The following is a 16754-nucleotide window of genomic DNA, read 5'->3' as shown; positions in this document are numbered from 1 at the left end:
ACCGCGTACTTCGCGACTGCACTGCCGCAAAAGATTCGTTGAGCGAACATCGGCGATATTTTTGCCCCAGCCACCCCTGGGCGGCTCGAAACACGCCAGAAACGACGGCCTGGTTCACTGGCGTGCGGCGATGTTAATTGTGTGAACATCACCGGAAGGAGGCATCCGTGGACATCAACACCGTCACGAGCTTCCGTGCCGCACGATCGCGGGACGCACTGACGCTCGCACCCGGCGAGGACTTCATCGCCGGTGGCACGTGGAGCATGAGTGAGCCGCAGCCCGACACGACCGGGTTCGTTGACCTCACGACAATGGCCTGGCCCGACATCGAGCTGCTGCCCGATGGGCTGCGAATTTCGGCAACCTGCACGATCGCGCGCCTCCTGGCCTGGGCGACGGATGCCACAGTAGCCCCCACCGAATGGACAGCGCTGTCGCTGGTGCCCGACGCCGCGAACGCACTTCTCGCGTCATTCAAGATTTGGAATACCGCAACCGTCGGCGGCAACGTGTGTCGGTCGTTTGCCGCCGGCGCCATGATCTCGCTCGCGGTGGCTCTCGACGGTGTCGCGTGGATTTGGCAACCCGACGGCGGCGAGCGCCGCGAACCCGTTGCCGACATCATCACGGGCAACGCCGAGAACAACCTGTCCCGCGGCGAGGTGTTGCGCGCTATCGAGCTTCCCACTCACGCACTTCGCTCGACGGCCTTCCTTCGCAAGATCGCACTGGCGGAGCTTGGTCGATCCGGCTGTGTCATCACCGGTCGCATCGACGAAGACGGCTCGGCGATGTTTGGCCTCACAGCGGCGACGCTGACGCCTTATGTCGTGCGCTTCGATGCGCTTCCCCCACAAGACGTTCTGACGGATGCCATCGCATCCGCGCCGAACTTCTATACAGACCCGCTCGGATCCGCCGACTGGCGACGCGGCGTGAGCCTCGAGCTCGCACAGAATATTCGGCGCGATCTGGAGGCGACGCGATGAAGTTCGACGTCAATGGCGCACCCGTCGATGCAGACCCGCGGGCGGGGCAGAGCCTTCGCACCCTGCTGCGCGAGAACGGACACACCGAGGTGAAGAAGGGGTGCGATGCCGGCGACTGCGGCGCGTGCTCAGTACTGCTCGACGGTGACCCGGTGCACTCGTGCATCATTCCGGCCGTGCGCGTAGAGGGACGGTCGGTAACGACCGCTGCCGGGCTTGCGCCCGCAGATGAGCTTCATCCCGTGCAGGAGGCGCTCGTAAACCACTTCGGGTTTCAGTGCGGTTTCTGCACGCCCGGTATGAGCGTCACGGCATCAACGCTCTGTGAGAGCGATCTCGATGATCTCGACCGGCGGATGAAGGGCAACCTGTGCCGCTGCACGGGGTACCGTCCGATCCGCGCGGCGATAACGGCATCCGTTCTGGGGCCGGTGCGAACGACGGGTGGTGCGATACCGGCGGAGCCGACAGCATCGGGCATCGGGCATTCCGTGTCTCCGGAGGCTGCGCGTCGCGTCGTGCAGGGCCGTGAACCCTACACGTTCGACGAACCGATCACGGCGGCTCTCACCCTCCGTGTGCTTTCTTCACCGCACGCACACGCGCGCATCATTTCGATCGACACGACCGCCGCCAAAGCCGTCGCCGGTGTCGTCGCTGTTTTCACTCACGAAGACGTGCCAGACAAGCGTTACTCGACCGGCCGCCACGAGCACCGCGAAGATGACCCCGATGACACCCGCATGCTCGACGATGTCGTGCGCCATATCGGGCAGCGCGTTGTCGCTGTTGTCGCCGAGACCGCGGCAGCCGCCGAAGCCGCGTGCCGGCTCGTCCAGGTGGAATACGAGGTTCTTCCTGCCGTTTTCGACCCCGAAGCTGCACGGCTTCCGGGCGCACCCTTGCTGCACCCGGAGCGCACACCAGAAGAGCGCGTCGACGAAGCGCACCGCAATGTCATCCTGAGCGTGCACGAGGACTCCGGTGACGACGTTGCCGCAGCTTTTGCCGCGAGCGATGTCACGGTTGAGGGCTCGTGGCAGACGCAGCGTGTCTCGCACGCGCAGCTTGAGACGCACGGCGCGATGGGTCACCTCGATGAAGAGGGTCGCCTTGTCATCCGATCTTCAACGCAGGTTCCGTTTCTTACGCGTGACGAGCTGTGCCACATCTTCGACCTCGAACAAGACCGGGTGCGCGTCTACGCGCCACGCGTGGGCGGCGGGTTCGGTGGCAAGCAAGAGATCTTCACGGAAGATCTCGTCGCCCTCGCGGTACTTCGCACAGGCCGACCTGTCGCCTACGAATTCTCGCGCACCGACCAGTTCCAGCGTGCTGCGCTTCGTCACCCTATGCGGGTGAAGGTGACACTGGGCGCGACCTCCGCCGGCTTACTCACGGCGATGAAGGTCGATGTGTTGAGCGATACCGGCGCGTACGGTAATCACTCACGCGGTGTGCTGTTTCACTCTCTCGCCGAATCGACGACGCTGTACCGGGTGCCTGCCAAGCAGCTCGATGCCGAGGTTGTGTATACGAACAATGTGCCTTCCGGTGCGTTCCGGGGCTACGGGCTCGGGCAGGTGATCCTCGGAGTCGAATCCGCCATGGACATGCTCGCGCAACGCCTGAACATCGACCCGTTCGAGCTCCGCCGCCTCAACGCCGTGCGCGAGGGTGACCCGCTGCATCCTGATGAAGACAAATACGAAGAAGATCTCATTTGGGGCAGTTACGGTCTTGATCAGTGTCTCGATCTTGCAGAGGCCGCACTCCGTCGCGGTAACGGTGTTGCCGCGCCAGAGGGGTGGCATGTCGGCGAGGGAATGGCGGTCGCGATGATCGCAACCCTTGCGCCCCGCGGGCACATTTCACACACGACGGCAACACTCCGCTCCGACGGCACCTACCTACTCGGCGTGGGCACAGCAGAATTCGGCAACGGCACCACGACGGTGCACCGGCAGATTGCGTCAAGCGTTCTCGAAGCAACCGGCGACCGGGTTTCGCTCTGGAGCTCAGACACGGATGCCGTCGCTCACGACACCGGAGCATTCGCGTCCGCTGGAATCACGGTCGCTGGCAAGGCTCTGTACGCCGCGTGTCTCAGGCTGAAAGAGCGGATGCTCCGCATCGCCGCCGCCGTGACCAACACTGCCGCGAGCGCTGCGTTGCTTCAGGCCGACGGCATCCTGACGCCCACTCGCCTGGTTACTTTCGCAGAGATCATTGCTGCGGCTCCTGCCGACCAGCTCACCGCGGACGGGCTCACCGCGGACGGGAGCGAGTTCGGCGATCTGCGTTCGATCGCTTTCAACGTGCATGCCGTGCGGGTCGCGGTTCACGTTGAGACGGGTATCGTGCGTGTTCTGCAGTCGATTCAAGCGGCTGATGCCGGCGTCGTGCTCAACCCGGCGCAGTGCCGCGGTCAGGTTGAAGGTGGAGCCGCGCAGGGCATCGGCAGTGCTCTCTACGAAGAGGTCATGATTGACGAAGGACAGGTGACGAACGCGGTGTTCCGCACGTACCGGGTACCGCAGTTCGCCGACGTTCCCGACACCGAGGTGTATTTCGCCGAGACGAGCGACGAGCTTGGCCCGTTCGGTGCGAAGTCGATGAGCGAGTCGCCCTATAACCCGGTGGCTCCCGCGATCGGTAACGCGATCGCGCGCGCGATCGGGGCACGTCCGTTCGAGCAGCCCTTCTCCCGCGACCGGGTATGGCGTCTCACTCAGGTTGGTGATTCCGCACCATCGAGCTGAGTCATCGAACATCTTCAGCGGACGCTGTAGTGGAGCGCGGGTGAGGTCTGGCAGAGTTGCAGTGTGTTCCGCGAGCGCCAGTCGCCACTCGCCTGCGGGACAGCTCGCAGTGCTGTGCGGCACAGCTTGACCTCCCACACGAAGGAATGCTGCCCCGAATGACTGATTCCCCAAACTCCCACGGCTCCCCCGCTCCCGCTCAGTCATCTTTCGACGACCTGCTGCAGTCATCGTCCGATGGCTCCAGCGAGTTTTCGATCGGTTTCCGTGGCTACGACAAGCAAGAGGTTGACTCAGCTATCGGCGACCTCACGACGCGACTCAATCGTGCAACGAGCGAGATAACCGCCGCGGAACAGCGCCAGCGCGACGCTGTCGAGCGCGCTAAGGCAGAGCAGCGCGAAGAATTCGAGCAGCAGCAAAAAGAAGTCGAGCAGCTCCGCGCCGACATGGCCGCCGTCAACGCACAGCTCGAAGAAGCGCAGCGCCAAGTAACCACTCTTACGTCGGAGCTCGCCGAAGAAGCGACCGGCGACGAAGGCACTCATCGGAACCAATTCGAAGCTGTGCTTCGCGTTGCCGAAGAACAGGCGAGCCTTCTCATTCAGAACGCCGTGACTCAGGCTGAGCGGCTACTCGACTCGGCGCGCGACGAAGCCGAGGAGCACCGTTCGCAGGGCCGCTCCGATGCGGCGGCCCTGACCGCTGAGGCCCAGCACGGGGCCGACCAGGTACATCTCAAGATCGACACTGAACGCACCGCGCATGAAGCCGCGATCGAGCGAGAAGCTGCACACGCCGCAGAGAAGGTCGCTCAGGCCGAGCGTGAAGCCGAGACGATCAAATCGGAAGCTGAGAAGGGCGCCGCCGCGCTTCGCGCGATGGTCACGCGCGAAACGACGGAGCTTCGTGCCGACGCCGAGCGCGCCGTTCGTGAGATGAATGCGCGTGTGCTTGAGTTCGAAGAGTCACTCACACGACGGCAGGATGATGCTCAGCAGGAGTTTCTCATGCTGCACAATCAGGCTGTCGCTCATGCCGAGCGCATCACATCGGATGCAAACGCCCAGGTCACGGCTTCACTCGAGCACGCACAGCGCATCTCGAACAAGGCTGACGACTACGAGCGCGTCATGCGCGCGCAAGCGAAGCAGATCGAAGCCGAGGCGCGCCTGAAGGCCGAAGAGACGATGGACCGCGCGCGCACCAAAGCCCAGGGCATCGTGGACTCGGTCACCGACCACACCAACGGGGTGCTGCGCGATGCTGAGGACCGCACACGGCAGTTGCGGTGGCAACAGCAGCAGCTCACGAGTTTTATGTCCGAGGTGCGCGAACTCATTCGCCCGGAGTCGCGCGGCAAAGAACCGGCAAAGACCGAGACATCTGAAGAAGCGCTAGAAGAGCACACTGAAGAGCAGTCGGCGGAGGGATGACCGACCCGAACACAGCGGATGCCTCAGCAACTGATGCGCTGATCGGAGTCTCGCTGGGGCGCGAGATCCGTGCCGCGCGCACGGCACGCAAGCTCTCTATGCGGTCACTTGCCACCGCTGCCGAAATCAGCCAGCCGTTTCTGAGTCAGATCGAGAGCGGCAATACGATGCCGTCGGTCGTCACTCTCTTTCGCCTAGCGAAGGTTCTCGGCATCTCTCCTTCGTCGCTGCTACCGGCAATGCCAGAGCCTGAGCCCATCACGCTCACCCGGCGCGAAGAAGGAAAACGCGTACCGATCGCGGAAGGTGATGATGCCGCGAGTAGCCGCGTCATCTCGTCGGGGTCGGCCCATATCGCGACCGTGCAGGAGTATCGAATCGAGCATGGCCCGTACGTGGGCGATTGGTTCGAGTCCGATGGCGAGCTGACCGTGTATGTGGTCGAAGGCTCGGTCATAGTCACAATCGATGGTCGTGGCGACTGGGAGCTTGGCCCGGGAGATGCGCTGTCGCATCCGGGTGCATATCGCAATCGCTGGTCGTTGCCGGGGCCGGATGGTGCGACGATTCTGCTCGTCTACGCGGTCGCCCCCTGATCTTTGCTGTCATCGGAACCAAACTCGCCCTGCCGGACATTCCCCTAGAGCGCTCGTTTCAGTGCGCTCTCGCACCGGTGGTGAGCGAAGGGGGTATGCACATGAGTCGCACGACGAGCCGTTCGGCCTTCGCTCTCGTGCCGACGCGTACCTTGGTGAGGGCTTCGCTCACTACCGGGCATCGAGCTTTTGCCTGCCCCTCCCGAAAAGTGAACTCGCGCCATCACGGTTATCCTGAGTGTGCTTCGCAGAAGAGATGTGTGCGACAGCGATCGGGGGGTCAGGTAGTGACGAGCGGCGGCGTCGAGCCATCAGACAGCGATCTGCTGTTTCGGCTCACGAAAGGCGACGAGCAGGCATATCGGTTGCTTTTTCGTCGCCATGAGCGCGCTTGTTACCGAGTCGCACTCGCAATGGTGCAGTCGCCGTGGGATGCCGAAGAGGTCGTGGGTGCCGCCTTCGCCGAGCTTTGGAAGAAGCGTGAAAGCGTGCGGATTGTCGACGAGAGCGTCGTGCCGTGGCTATTGACGGTGGTGTCGTATGCGGCGAAGAACCAATTGCGCGGGCTCCGTCGATATCGACGTCTGTTGGCAAAAGTGCCACACGACGCACCCGAGCCCGATCACGCCGACGAAGTCGCTCGGGTTGTTGATGCGGCATCGGTGTCAGCCGAAGTCCAGGCGGTGCTTGCAGACTTGGGCGCCCGCGACTCGGCAGTAGTCGTGCTGTGCATGGTGGAAGGATTGACCACACGCGATGCTGCTCGCACACTCGGTCTTCCGGAGGGCACGGTGAAGTCTCGACTTTCACGGGCAAAAGGGCGATTGCGGCGAAGCCTGTCGCAGTACGCACCGGATACCGAGGGGGTGACGGAATGAACGACAACGAGCGGATGCCACGCGCCCAAGCCATCGAAGATCTCCTTGTTGAGCGGATGCAGTCCGACCTCACTCGTCCACGCTGGTGGCGTACCTGGTGGGGAAAGCTCAGTGCCGCGGGAACTGTTTTCGTCGTCGCGGGAGTCTCGATCGCCGCGTTCCAAGTGCTCCAAGCTGCGCCTGTGACCGACACCGAGATCGTGGATTGCCTTGGCGATCCTCCGCTGAGCGCCGACGGTTCGCTTACTGGCACTTCAGTTTCGGTATTGACCGAGGACGGCCGAGTCAATGTTGACGACGCCATTGCTACCTGCCGCGCCGTGTGGGAGGCGGGCTTTCCTGCGGGTGACCCGCTCGACCCGTCACCGACCCCGGGAAACATCCCCACATCGTTCACCGTGTGCGTAACAAAAGACGGTCACCCAGCTGTCGCTCCGGGCGACATCGACTGCGTCGCGTTGAGTCTTCATCCCGCCGACGACTGACGACTGCTTTCCCCGCGAGCAAGGAGCGAATCGGGTTCGAATGCGACCCCGGGTGGCTTGTCGGTGTAGCTTCGCCCGGTCGGTGATGTCCACTCGAGGACCCCATCACCGCGCTGTTTCACGGACCACCGGCTCGCGTGTTTCAAACTGTGGTGTCGTCGACACAGATGCGCGAGATTGTGCTGATGTGTTGGTCCGCCGAGGGCCGCATCGACTGTGTGATCAATATCGCACCGGTGGGTGGGCATGCGGCATCCCACGAATCTGCAGTGCTGGTCTCGCGCCCTGAGTTGCCGCTTCAACTGATCGTTCGGCCGGTACCGGTCAACCGAGACCACGGTTCCGGTGACGGGATGCGTGAACACGCGATCCCACCCCGGCGCAGTACCCGCGAGGCGCCGTGCACTCTCCGGATCGACAAGACTCAAGCCGGACAGGTCCGCGGGTGTAGAACTCGTGCCCGCGAGCGTCGTCGCGGGCACCGTGACCTGCACAATCGCCTTGATCGCTCCCAGCCCGCCGCAGTCATCCCCCGCGAGCGGGTCAAGGCTCGGAACCGACGTCAACAACATGTCGGAGAACAGGTCGGCGCGGATCTGATCCGTCGTCCGCCGATCATCCACCGGCTCGTCCTCGGTGTGAAGCTTCGTACCGTAGTCCGACCGTCCCGCCTGGAAGTCTTTCAACGCCCGCGCCTGCTGGGTGAGCCGGTTGAAAATCCCATGCGCCTGCACCGACGGCAATACTGCGTTGAGTGAACTCATCCCATCGGCCAGGTCAAACAGGCGCACCGTGCGGGTCGCGTTCGCATCATCGAAGCGTTCCTGAAGCGTCCGCGGTTGTGCTTTCTCGGCCAGGGCCGCAGCGAACCCCCGCAACCTCCCCGGGGTTTCCACTTCAGCGACCGCCACCACCTCGTGGTCGTACTGGGCTTTGGCCGCAGCATCCGTCAGGTTTTCACCCGCCCGCAGTACTTCTTGCACATGCCGTTCCGAGACATGCCCGGCACTCCACGACGCGAACGTCTCTGGGTACGCCCCAGTCACTTCGATCGCGTCGTCGATCCGTGCCTGCGCGGTGCGATCCGACAACCGCAGTGCCGCCGCAACTTCTGCTGCGACGGCCCGCATCGGAATTTCCCGATCCCGTGAGTCTCGTGATGTCATCCGTCGAATTTGCGCGAGCGCGATCCGCCCCATGTTCGCGAGAACCTCGGCGCGTGCCGCCTGCATCTGAGCGATCTGTTCATCGAACGAAATCAACGTCGCCACAGACTCAGAAAGCTCGTGCGCTTCTGCTTCTTGCTGCTCGGCTTCGTTCTCTGACATGACACAAGTATCGAACATACCTCCGACATTGACCATGCCAAATCAGCCCGAAAAGCCCCGGTGTGGATAACTTTCTTGAAAAAATTTTGGGGAGAAACGGATGCGACACCACATCCCGCGAACGATCGCTCAGCTCGCTTCGAGCAACCGGACTCCACTACCGGCCAGTGCGCTGAGTGTCTGTGACGCCGGGCCCGCCGCGTCCACGATCACCGCGGCGACCTCATCGAGCGGCAACACTCGGTAGCGCGAGACAGCCCCGACTTTCTCACTACTGCCCAGCACATAAGTCTCGCTCGCTCGACTTGCCAGCACGCGCTTCATCGCCGCTTCATCCGAGTCTCCGGTCGTGAGGCCGGAGTGCTCGTGAATTCCGGTGACTCCGAGAAAAAAGCGGTCTGCGCTGATTGCCGTGGCCGCCTCAGCGGTGGCCGCGCCGCTCGCTACCGCTGAGTGCTTGAAGAGACGGCCGCCCAGAATGATCACTTCTGCCGCATGGTCGAGAAGTGCAGCAGCAACCGTCGGGCTGTGGGTGATGATCGTGCACTCGATTTCGAGTGGCAGCGCCCGCACTATCTCGAGCGCAGTCGTGCCGCCGTCGATCAGCACTGTGCTCCCCGGCTCGATGAGGCGCGCCGCGTATCGGCCAATGCGCTGTTTGCTCTCGGTCGCAACGGACTGACGTGCGCCATAGTTCACGACAGCGGGCGACGCGGGTAGTGCACCTCCGTACACGCGAACGGCAAGCCCAGCCGCATCGAGCTCACGTAAGTCGCGACGGATGCTGTCCTCCGAGACACCGATTTCGGCAGCAAGATCCTTCGCCACAATGCGCCCTTCGCTGCGCAGTCGATCGAGCAGAAGCTCTTTGCGCGATGCCGCCAACATACGTACTCCTTCACGTTTGTGCACGAATGTGCACGTTCTTGTATTACTGTAGCCGAATGACGAAGCCACTGATGATTTTGATCGCTGGGCCCTACGCATCGGGCACTCACGGAGACGCCGCGCTGATGCAAAAGAACCTCACCCGACTTGAAGAGGCTGCCTGGCCGATTTTCAGAGCCGGCCACATCCCGATGATCGGCGAATGGGTAGCGCTACCGATTCTCAGTAGTGCAGGCGCGAGCGGACCTTCCGACCCGCTCGCAGCGAACGTCATGTATCCGACCGCGCATCGCCTGCTGCAGCACTGCGACGCCGTGCTTCGACTTCCGGGCGAATCTAAAGGCGCAGATCAGGATGTCACCATCGCACGCGAGCGTGGCATCCCCGTCTATTCATCGTTGGCAGAAGTGCCCGGCGTCGAGTGAGCGGATCGCACCGCTACCCGAATGTGCCGGAGGGCCGGTAAACGACCGACGAGACGGCGCCGTTGAGCGACCCGAGACTTGAGCAGTAAGGGGTGCAGTTGAGCCTGGAACCGCCGTACGAGGTATTCGCATACGTGGTGACCCAGCAGTTCGCATAGCCTCGTGCGGATCGGGCGGTGTCATTCCACCCGGATGGGAGGCTCGGAAAGCCATAGGTCACCCCGTAACACCCAGAACCCGTACCCCAATGCAAGAGCGAACTGCCGCTCGCGCCGGTCGATGCCCAGAGTGTTCCGACGTGCACGGTACTCGCCGCGGCGAGCGCTGCACGCGACGGAGTCTCACCGCCAGCAGCCAGCAGCTTCTCAAGGTCTCCGGGAGCGCCATCGGCGATGAACTCTTTCGCTTCTGCGATCGTGTCGAAGCAGGAGATCACGGTCGGCACTGACTTTGCATCGTCTTGGGACGTGATGGGTAGTCCCCCCACTGTGCACGCTCGCGTTGCACTGAGGTCGGCTGGTGCCTCGGAGGCCGAAGCCGCCGTCGGCGCAGAAAGCACACCCGCGGCCACCACCGCAGTCACCATGATGGGCAACGCCGCAGCGCGCAGCCTACGCCAGCGCATCACAGCCACGCCCCCGTCGCACCGTGACTCCAGCGCGGTGCGCTCGACACATCGTTTTCTTGATGACGCAATCGCCGTTGCAGCTGCAGTGGGGTCTCATCGAAGACGCGGCGGAAGTGAAACTTCATTGCGCCAAGGCTGGTGAAGCCTGCCGCTTCAGAGGCCACTCGCACGCTGCGGCATTGCCCGCACAAGAGCGAGCGTCGCACCCGTTGCACGCGAGCCCGGCCGATGGCGTACGCCACACTCTCGCCCTCCGAGAAGGTGCGATCGAGGGTCTTTCGCGATACGTCAAGCACCCCAGCGAGTGCATCCTCATCAAATTGCGGGTGCCAGCACTGTTCGCTGATGACCTGCAATGCGCGCGCTCTCAGCTGAGCGCGTCGTGTTGTCGTCATGTGCGAGACGTGGTCGAAGGCTGCCGTCGATGCTCCCATATCGGGTCATGTCCGGCAGGCACACAATGGTTCCCGATGATCTGGAAACACGATCGTCATCTGATTGCTACCAGCTATCAACGATAGCTATTTAGCATCGAAGCATGACGATCGAGATCGGGAACATCGCGCTGCGCGAGCGCGTGTCACAGTTTCTCGCTGACGACCCGGGAAAGCTGCTGATCGGCGGCGCATGGGTTGAGGCATCCACCGGCGAGCGCTTTTCGACTATCGACCCAGCCACGGGCGCTGTTATCGCGCACGTCGCTCGAGCGAGAGAAGCGGATGCCGACAAAGCCGTATCCGCGGCGCGCACAGCGCTGATCTCCCCGGCGTGGGCAAAGATGACACCCGCCGCCCGCAGCGCTTTGCTCTGGCGTATCGCCGACGTCATGCAAGAGCACCTTGAGGACCTCGCAGAACTCGAAACTCTCGATCAGGGCAAGAACCTGCGCACCTCTCTCTTTGGCGAAGTGCCCGCCGCGATCAGCCAGTTCCGCTACTACGCCGGGTGGCCGACCAAGATCACCGGCGAGACGATTCCCACCTCGCTTTCGCGCACCCCTCCCGGTAAAGAGGTCTTCGCCTATACGCGGCGCGAACCCGTCGGCGTCGTCGCAGCGGTTGTGCCGTGGAACTCACCTCTCATCATGACGGCGATGAAGCTCGCGCCGGCCCTCGCAGCTGGCTGCACGATCGTCCTGAAACCGGCCGAAAACACTCCGCTCACGGCGCTCTACCTCGGTCGCCTGTTGCAAGAAGCCGGTGTTCCCGATGGTGTCGTCAATATCCTCACCGGCTACGGCACGGAGGCGGGGCAAGCTCTCGCCGATCATCGCGGTGTCGACAAGCTCGCATTCACCGGCTCAACCGCTGTCGGCAAGCGACTCGTGAGTTCGGCCGCCGGCAGCTTGAAGCGGCTCACGCTCGAACTCGGCGGAAAGTCACCGTCGATCATCATGCCCGACGCAGACCTTCCTGCCGCGATCGAGGGAGTCTCGCGCGGAATCTTCGACAATGGCGGCCAGGTGTGTGTTGCGAGCGCTCGCATCTACGCGCACCGCGACGTGTATCAAGACGTCGTCGACGGCATGGCGGCTGCGGGTGACAAGCTGCGCCTCGGGCACGGCCTCGACAGCGCCGCCGACCTTGGGCCCCTCGTAAGTCGGGCGCAGGCAGAGCGCGTTTCTGACTTCATTTCGGAGGGCCGGGTCGAAGGCGCAACCGTCGTCACGGGCGGCAAGCTCAGCGGACCGGCGGATACATTCTTCTCCCCCACCGTGTTGACCGGTGTGCGCGCCGACATGCGCCTCATGCGCGAGGAGATCTTCGGCCCCGTGGCCGTCGTCACACCGTTCGATGATCTCGATGAGGTTGTCGGCTGGGCAAACGACAGCGACTACGGTCTCGCCGCGAGCGTCTGGACCGAGGGCCTCAGCAACGGACATCGCGTCGCCTCGGCACTCGAAGCCGGAACCGTGTGGGTCAACTGCCACTCGTTCCTTGGCCCCGAGCTTCCAAAGGGTGGCCACAAAGAGTCGGGCTGGGGCTACGAGAACGGCGCTCAGGGCCTCGAAAACTATCTCGAGACGAAGACAGTGGTGATGGTCATATGAGTCGCATTATTTTTGGCGTGTTCGAGATGATGAATCCGAGCAACGGCATGCCCACGTGGACGCACCCCGAGGGCCGCGGCGACGATTGGGACCAACTCGACTACTGGGTAGGGCTCGCGAAAGAGCTCGACCAGGCCGGGTTCGATTTTCTCTTCTTCGCCGACACGTATGGCTACGCGACTCTTGACGGACGGATGCCCGAAGAAGTTGCCGCCCACGGCATCCAGTTTCCCGCGCTCGACCCGATGCTCGCGATCGCGACTCTCGCGCACGAAACCGAAAACCTCGGGTTTGTGGTGACTTCGCCGACGACCGTCGAGCGCCCCTATGCGCTCGCGCGTCGCTTTGCGACCCTCGACCGCTTCACGGGTGGGCGCATCGGCTGGAACATCGTCACGGGCAGTTCGCAGAAGACAACCGACGATCTCTTCGGCGTCACCGAGACGCTCACCCACGACCAGCGCTACGACGCGGCCGACGACTTTCTCGACACGTGCCTGCGCTTCTGGGAGCACAGTTGGGACGACGATGCCGAAGTGCGCGACCGCAAAACCGGTATGTACGCCGATCCCGTAAAACTCCACCGCATCGAGGTCGACGGCACCTACCAGCGATCGCACGGCATCTTCGCTGTTCCGCCGACCCCGCAGCGCACACCCGTGCTGTTTCAAGCGGGAACGAGCGACCGTGGCCGCGCGTATGCCGCCCGAAACGCCGAGGCTGTCTTCATTCAGGGTCAGACGATCGCAGGCGCGGCCGGTCACGTTGCCGACATCCGCGCGCAGGCAGAACTGCAGGGTCGGGATGCCGCTGACGTCAAGGTCGTCACGGGAATGACCGTGACCGTTGCCAAGACCGAAGAAGAAGCTCGCGCCAAGCGCGCTGAATATGAGGACCTGCTCGGCCTCGACGACGCAGCCGTCATGTTTGCGGGCATCACCGGCATCGACCTCACCGGGTTTGACCCCGAAACGAAGCTCACCGACATCAAGACCGATCTCGGTCAGACCCTCGTTGATCGCTACGCCAAGAAAGACCCTGACGTGCGCGTGCGGGCGGTGCTCGATCAGTTCCGCACGAAAGCGATTCGCGGTTTCCAGGTCACTGGCACTCCGGAGCAGGTCGCCGATGAGATCGAAGCCATCGTCGACGGCTCGGGTATCGACGGCATCATGCTCGAACCCACATTCGGTGGCCCGGCCGCTTACCGCGACTTCATCGAGTTGGTGCTGCCGATCCTTGCCGCACGTGGCCGGGCCGAGGCATCCGCTGGTTCGCCCACTCTTCGCGAGCGCTTCAGCGGCGCACCGCGTCTTTCCCCCACCCACCGTGCTCACCGACTGTCGGCGAGCGCCCAAGAAACAGGAGTTCTGGCATGAGAGCCGACGCTGTTGAGGCGGTGATTCGCGGGCTCAAACGTGCCGGCGTCACCGTCGCCACCTACCTGCCCGACTCGCTCTTGAAAGAGCTCTACCCCGCCCTCGATGCCGACCCCGACATTCGCACGATTCCCGTGACGAACGAGGGCGAAGGCGCCGCAATCGCCGGAGGCGTGTTTCTTTCGGGTCAGCGCGCTGTGCTCATCATGGAGAACTCCGGGCTTCGCGCTGCCACCGAGCACCTCGCCCGCATGGGCCTTGGCGCCGGCATTCCGGTTGTCATGATCATGAGCTACCGCGGTGAAATGGGCGAAAACAACTGGTGGGCGATCCCGCACGGCATCACGATGGAGCCGCTGCTGAAGACCCTGCGCACGCCGTACACGATCGTGCACGACGTCGACAAGATCGAGCAGGCAGTCTTCAACGCGTATGAAACTGCGTACGCCTCGTATTACCACGCAGCAGTTGTTCTGGGAGGGGACCTCGTCCGATGAGTTACAGCCGGTTTGAAGCCATGAAGCTCCTCGGGGCACGCCTCGAGAACGAACTCGTCATCCTCTCTCTCGGCGGCGCTGTCGACGAGTGGTACAACGCGGCGCCGCACATGCGCGACGCGAGTCTCTTTCAGCAGCAGCTCGGATGCGTCACCCCCGAGGCATTCGGTCTTTCGGTTGGTCTCCTTAACCGTCGCATCGTCTCGCTCGACACCGACGGTGGGCTGCTGTTCAACCTCGGTATCTTGGCAACGCTTGCCAACGAGCAGCCGAAGAACCTGTTCGTCGTCGTGTGGGACAACGAGCAGTACCAGTCGATCGGTGGCCCGCGCACGCACACCAAGGGTGGGCGTGTGAATCTCGCCGCCATCGCGCGCGGTGCCGGCGTTGACAAGGCGTTCACGGCGGAGACCCTCGAAGAGTTCGACGCTCACTGCGAAGCTGGGCTGAAGGCATCCGAGCCGTACATCGTGGTCGCCAAAACCGATGGCATTCTCGAGCCGGGCATCAAGCGCAAGCACTCGGACGGACGCGAAGACAAGTACATCTTCGTGCGTCACGTTGAGAAGACCGAGGGCATCACGATCATGGGTCCGAGCGAGCACAACTGATGCCGCTCGTTTCAGCCCCCGCTGCCGCCTACGACTTTCTCGTCGTCGGCGGCGGCGCGGCTGGCTGCGTACTCGCGGCACGCCTGTCGGAAGACTCCGCCGCTCGAGTGCTGCTGATCGAAAGCGGACCCGACCACCGCGGCCTGCGCGAAGTCTTGGATGCCGCACGCTGGGACGCCATGATCGGCGGACCCTACGACTATGGCTACCACGCGACCCCGACCGATCACGTGCTCGGGCGGGCTATTGCCGTGCCGCGCGGCAAAGTGCTCGGCGGCTCTTCGAGCACCAACGCGATGCTCTGGTATCGCGGTGCGCGCGCCGATTACGACGCGTGGGCGGATGCCGGGGCCATCGGCTGGAGCTACGACGAACTGCTGCCCTACTTTCGCCGCTCCGAGGCACGCGCCGGCGGCGACCCTGCATTTCGCGGCGTCGCTGGGCCCATGCGTGTCGCGCCTTTGACCCGCGTGCACCCGATCGCTCATGCGCTCATCGACGCCGCCGGCGCGCGCGGCATCCCGGTGATCGACGATGCCAACGCTGCTTCTAATGAGGGCGCTGTCTACCCTGACTACAACGCGGTAGAAAACGCCGACGGCTCGTTCGAACGATGGAGCACGGCGCGCGCGTATCTTGAGCCTGCGCTCGGGCGGGCAAACCTCGACGTGCTCGTCGGTAGCGCCGTGCACACGCTCGTGCTTTCGGGCGACGACGTATTGGGCGTGCGACACGTTGTCGACGGAGAGCTTGTCACGACGACAGCGACCCGCACCGCGCTCGCCGCCGGAGCGCTCGATACGCCGCGGCTGTTGCAGCGCTCGGGCATCGGAGATTCTGAGCGGCTGCGTGCGGCCGGCATCCGTCCCGTGCACGACCTGCCGGGCGTGGGCGAGAACTTTCAAGACCACCCGCTGATTCTCGGCGTTAATTTTCGCGCGTGCGCAGACCTCGGACCCGTGCTCGGCAACGGTGGTGGCGCAATGGTGAATTGGCGAAGCTCTTTTGCCGAAGCTGGGCCCGATCTGCACACTGTCATTGCTCACGGCTCACGCGGCGATGACGCCCTGCATGCAGCGCACGATCTGTCGGGCAATCGCGTGTTCGCCCTGGTTCCCGGGCTCTACGGTTCGCGAAGTGTCGGGTGGGTGCGCTCGCGATCTGCCGACCCCGATGTGCCCGCCGACTTTCAGCCGAACTACCTCGCTGATCCAAAGGATCTCGGAGCGATGGTCGAAGCATTGGATGCCGCGCAAGACCTCGTCGCGACGTCCGCCTACGCGGAGCTTGCCGAGGGGCCGATCACACCCGTGGCTGGGCTCTCTCGCGACGAGCGCGTGCGGTTTGTGCGGGAAAACATCGGAACCTTCTTTCACTGCTCCGGCACAGCCCGCATCGGCACCGACGACGACGCGGTTGTCGACCCCGAGCTTCGCGTACGCGGGCTCTCGGGCCTGTGGATCGCGGATGCCTCGGTCATGCCGACCATCCCGACGGCCAATACCCAGGCGCCGACCGTCGCAATCGCGGAGCGCGGTGCGGAGTTGGTCGCGGCGGGCTGAGGGTATCCGTGCAGCCTCGTTGACTGTACGCTTCGAGCCATTCAAGAATCCAAACGGCTTGGGGGCAACAGTGGGGTTCTACGTTCGAAAAAGTCTGAAAGCTGGCCCGTTTCGTTTCAACCTAAGTAAGTCGGGAGTGGGCGTAAGCGTCGGAGTCCCAGGGTTTCGAGTCGGCACGGGGCCACGCGGTAATTATGTGCGAACGGGCCGCCACGGGGTCTACTACGGCAGCTCCAC

16 protein-coding genes and 1 pseudogene are annotated in these 16754 nt (G+C 63.5%); 13 read left to right on the top strand and 4 right to left on the bottom strand.

What is annotated here, in order from left to right; genetic code table 11:
• The first annotated feature begins 167 nt into the window (after positions 1 to 167).
• The 6 genes from G6N83_RS07330 to G6N83_RS07305 all read left to right on the top strand — a co-directional run bounded on the left by G6N83_RS07330 (position 168) and on the right by G6N83_RS07305 (position 7149).
• Positions 168 to 992 carry an FAD binding domain-containing protein gene (locus tag G6N83_RS07330; protein ID WP_165140758.1) on the top strand — a complete coding sequence of 275 codons (825 nt, stop codon included), beginning with the start codon at positions 168 to 170 and terminating at the stop codon, positions 990 to 992.
• The gene (locus G6N83_RS07325; protein ID WP_165140756.1) at positions 989 to 3754 is read left to right on the top strand and encodes a molybdopterin-dependent oxidoreductase; all 2766 of its coding nucleotides are present in this window, start codon (positions 989 to 991) and stop codon (positions 3752 to 3754) included. Before G6N83_RS07330 ends, G6N83_RS07325 begins: the two co-directional genes overlap by 4 nt.
• A 158-nt stretch (positions 3755 to 3912) precedes the next feature.
• Entirely contained in the window at positions 3913 to 5190 is a 1278-nt protein-coding gene (locus G6N83_RS07320; protein ID WP_165140754.1) for a coiled-coil domain-containing protein, read from the top strand.
• Positions 5187 to 5786, top strand: coding sequence for a helix-turn-helix domain-containing protein (locus tag G6N83_RS07315; protein WP_165140752.1), 600 nt, complete (start codon positions 5187 to 5189; stop codon positions 5784 to 5786). The genes G6N83_RS07320 and G6N83_RS07315 overlap by 4 nt, the downstream gene beginning before the upstream one ends.
• A 260-nt stretch (positions 5787 to 6046) precedes the next feature.
• Positions 6047 to 6664 (top strand): RNA polymerase sigma factor, encoded by a 618-nt coding sequence (locus G6N83_RS07310; protein WP_165140750.1) that lies wholly within the window; start codon positions 6047 to 6049, stop codon positions 6662 to 6664.
• Positions 6661 to 7149, top strand: coding sequence for a hypothetical protein (locus G6N83_RS07305; protein WP_165140748.1), 489 nt, complete (start codon positions 6661 to 6663; stop codon positions 7147 to 7149). The genes G6N83_RS07310 and G6N83_RS07305 overlap by 4 nt, the downstream gene beginning before the upstream one ends.
• Here the strand turns inward: G6N83_RS07305 and G6N83_RS07300 are convergent.
• Positions 7131 to 8477, bottom strand: a complete 1347-nt coding sequence (locus G6N83_RS07300; protein ID WP_165140746.1) for an HNH endonuclease signature motif containing protein — start codon at positions 8475 to 8477, stop codon at positions 7131 to 7133. The two genes, G6N83_RS07305 and G6N83_RS07300, sit on opposite strands and share 19 nt — an antisense overlap.
• Positions 8478 to 8606: 129 nt before the next feature.
• Positions 8607 to 9389: a DeoR/GlpR family DNA-binding transcription regulator gene (locus tag G6N83_RS07295; protein ID WP_375782624.1), complete on the bottom strand. Its 783-nt coding sequence runs from the start codon at positions 9387 to 9389 to the stop codon at positions 8607 to 8609.
• A 32-nt stretch (positions 9390 to 9421) separates the two neighbouring features.
• Between G6N83_RS07295 and G6N83_RS07290 the strand changes: the two genes are divergently transcribed.
• Complete coding sequence (locus G6N83_RS07290) at positions 9422 to 9790, top strand: DUF4406 domain-containing protein (RefSeq protein WP_183408484.1); 369 nt, start codon at positions 9422 to 9424, stop codon at positions 9788 to 9790.
• Between the two features lie 13 nt (positions 9791 to 9803).
• Here G6N83_RS07290 and G6N83_RS07285 read toward each other — a convergent pair whose 3' ends face one another.
• Together G6N83_RS07285 and G6N83_RS07280 are read right to left on the bottom strand one after the other, a co-directional pair.
• On the bottom strand, positions 9804 to 10424 hold the full coding sequence (locus G6N83_RS07285; protein ID WP_165140744.1) for a hypothetical protein: 621 nt from the start codon (positions 10422 to 10424) through the stop codon (positions 9804 to 9806).
• The gene (locus tag G6N83_RS07280) at positions 10415 to 10852 is read right to left on the bottom strand and encodes a helix-turn-helix domain-containing protein (protein WP_165140742.1); all 438 of its coding nucleotides are present in this window, start codon (positions 10850 to 10852) and stop codon (positions 10415 to 10417) included. The genes G6N83_RS07285 and G6N83_RS07280 overlap by 10 nt, the downstream gene beginning before the upstream one ends.
• A 104-nt stretch (positions 10853 to 10956) precedes the next feature.
• On the opposite strand from G6N83_RS07280, the gene G6N83_RS07275 reads away from it, so the two are divergent.
• From G6N83_RS07275 to G6N83_RS13980, 6 genes and pseudogenes are all read left to right on the top strand, one after another.
• The gene (locus tag G6N83_RS07275; RefSeq protein ID WP_165140740.1) at positions 10957 to 12468 is read left to right on the top strand and encodes an aldehyde dehydrogenase family protein; all 1512 of its coding nucleotides are present in this window, start codon (positions 10957 to 10959) and stop codon (positions 12466 to 12468) included.
• Positions 12465 to 13847, top strand: a complete 1383-nt coding sequence (locus G6N83_RS07270; RefSeq protein ID WP_165140738.1) for an NtaA/DmoA family FMN-dependent monooxygenase — start codon at positions 12465 to 12467, stop codon at positions 13845 to 13847. Before G6N83_RS07275 ends, G6N83_RS07270 begins: the two co-directional genes overlap by 4 nt.
• Positions 13844 to 14344 (top strand): thiamine pyrophosphate-binding protein, encoded by a 501-nt coding sequence (locus G6N83_RS07265; RefSeq protein WP_165140736.1) that lies wholly within the window; start codon positions 13844 to 13846, stop codon positions 14342 to 14344. The genes G6N83_RS07270 and G6N83_RS07265 overlap by 4 nt, the downstream gene beginning before the upstream one ends.
• Entirely contained in the window at positions 14341 to 14955 is a 615-nt protein-coding gene (locus G6N83_RS07260; protein WP_165140734.1) for a thiamine pyrophosphate-dependent enzyme, read from the top strand. Before G6N83_RS07265 ends, G6N83_RS07260 begins: the two co-directional genes overlap by 4 nt.
• Positions 14955 to 16517, top strand: coding sequence for a GMC family oxidoreductase (locus tag G6N83_RS07255; protein ID WP_165140732.1), 1563 nt, complete (start codon positions 14955 to 14957; stop codon positions 16515 to 16517). The genes G6N83_RS07260 and G6N83_RS07255 overlap by 1 nt, the downstream gene beginning before the upstream one ends.
• Positions 16423 to 16731, top strand: a pseudogene (locus tag G6N83_RS13980) (DUF4236 domain-containing protein); the annotation flags it as partial. The gene G6N83_RS07255 and the pseudogene G6N83_RS13980, both read left to right, overlap by 95 nt.
• Between the last annotated feature and the right edge of the window lie 23 nt (positions 16732 to 16754).

This window comes from Microbacterium endophyticum, from assembly GCF_011047135.1.
GTDB lineage: Bacteria > Actinomycetota > Actinomycetes > Actinomycetales > Microbacteriaceae > Microbacterium > Microbacterium endophyticum.
The sequence above is the reverse complement of the archived record's forward strand: the minus strand, read 5'-3'. Positions and strand labels throughout refer to the sequence as shown.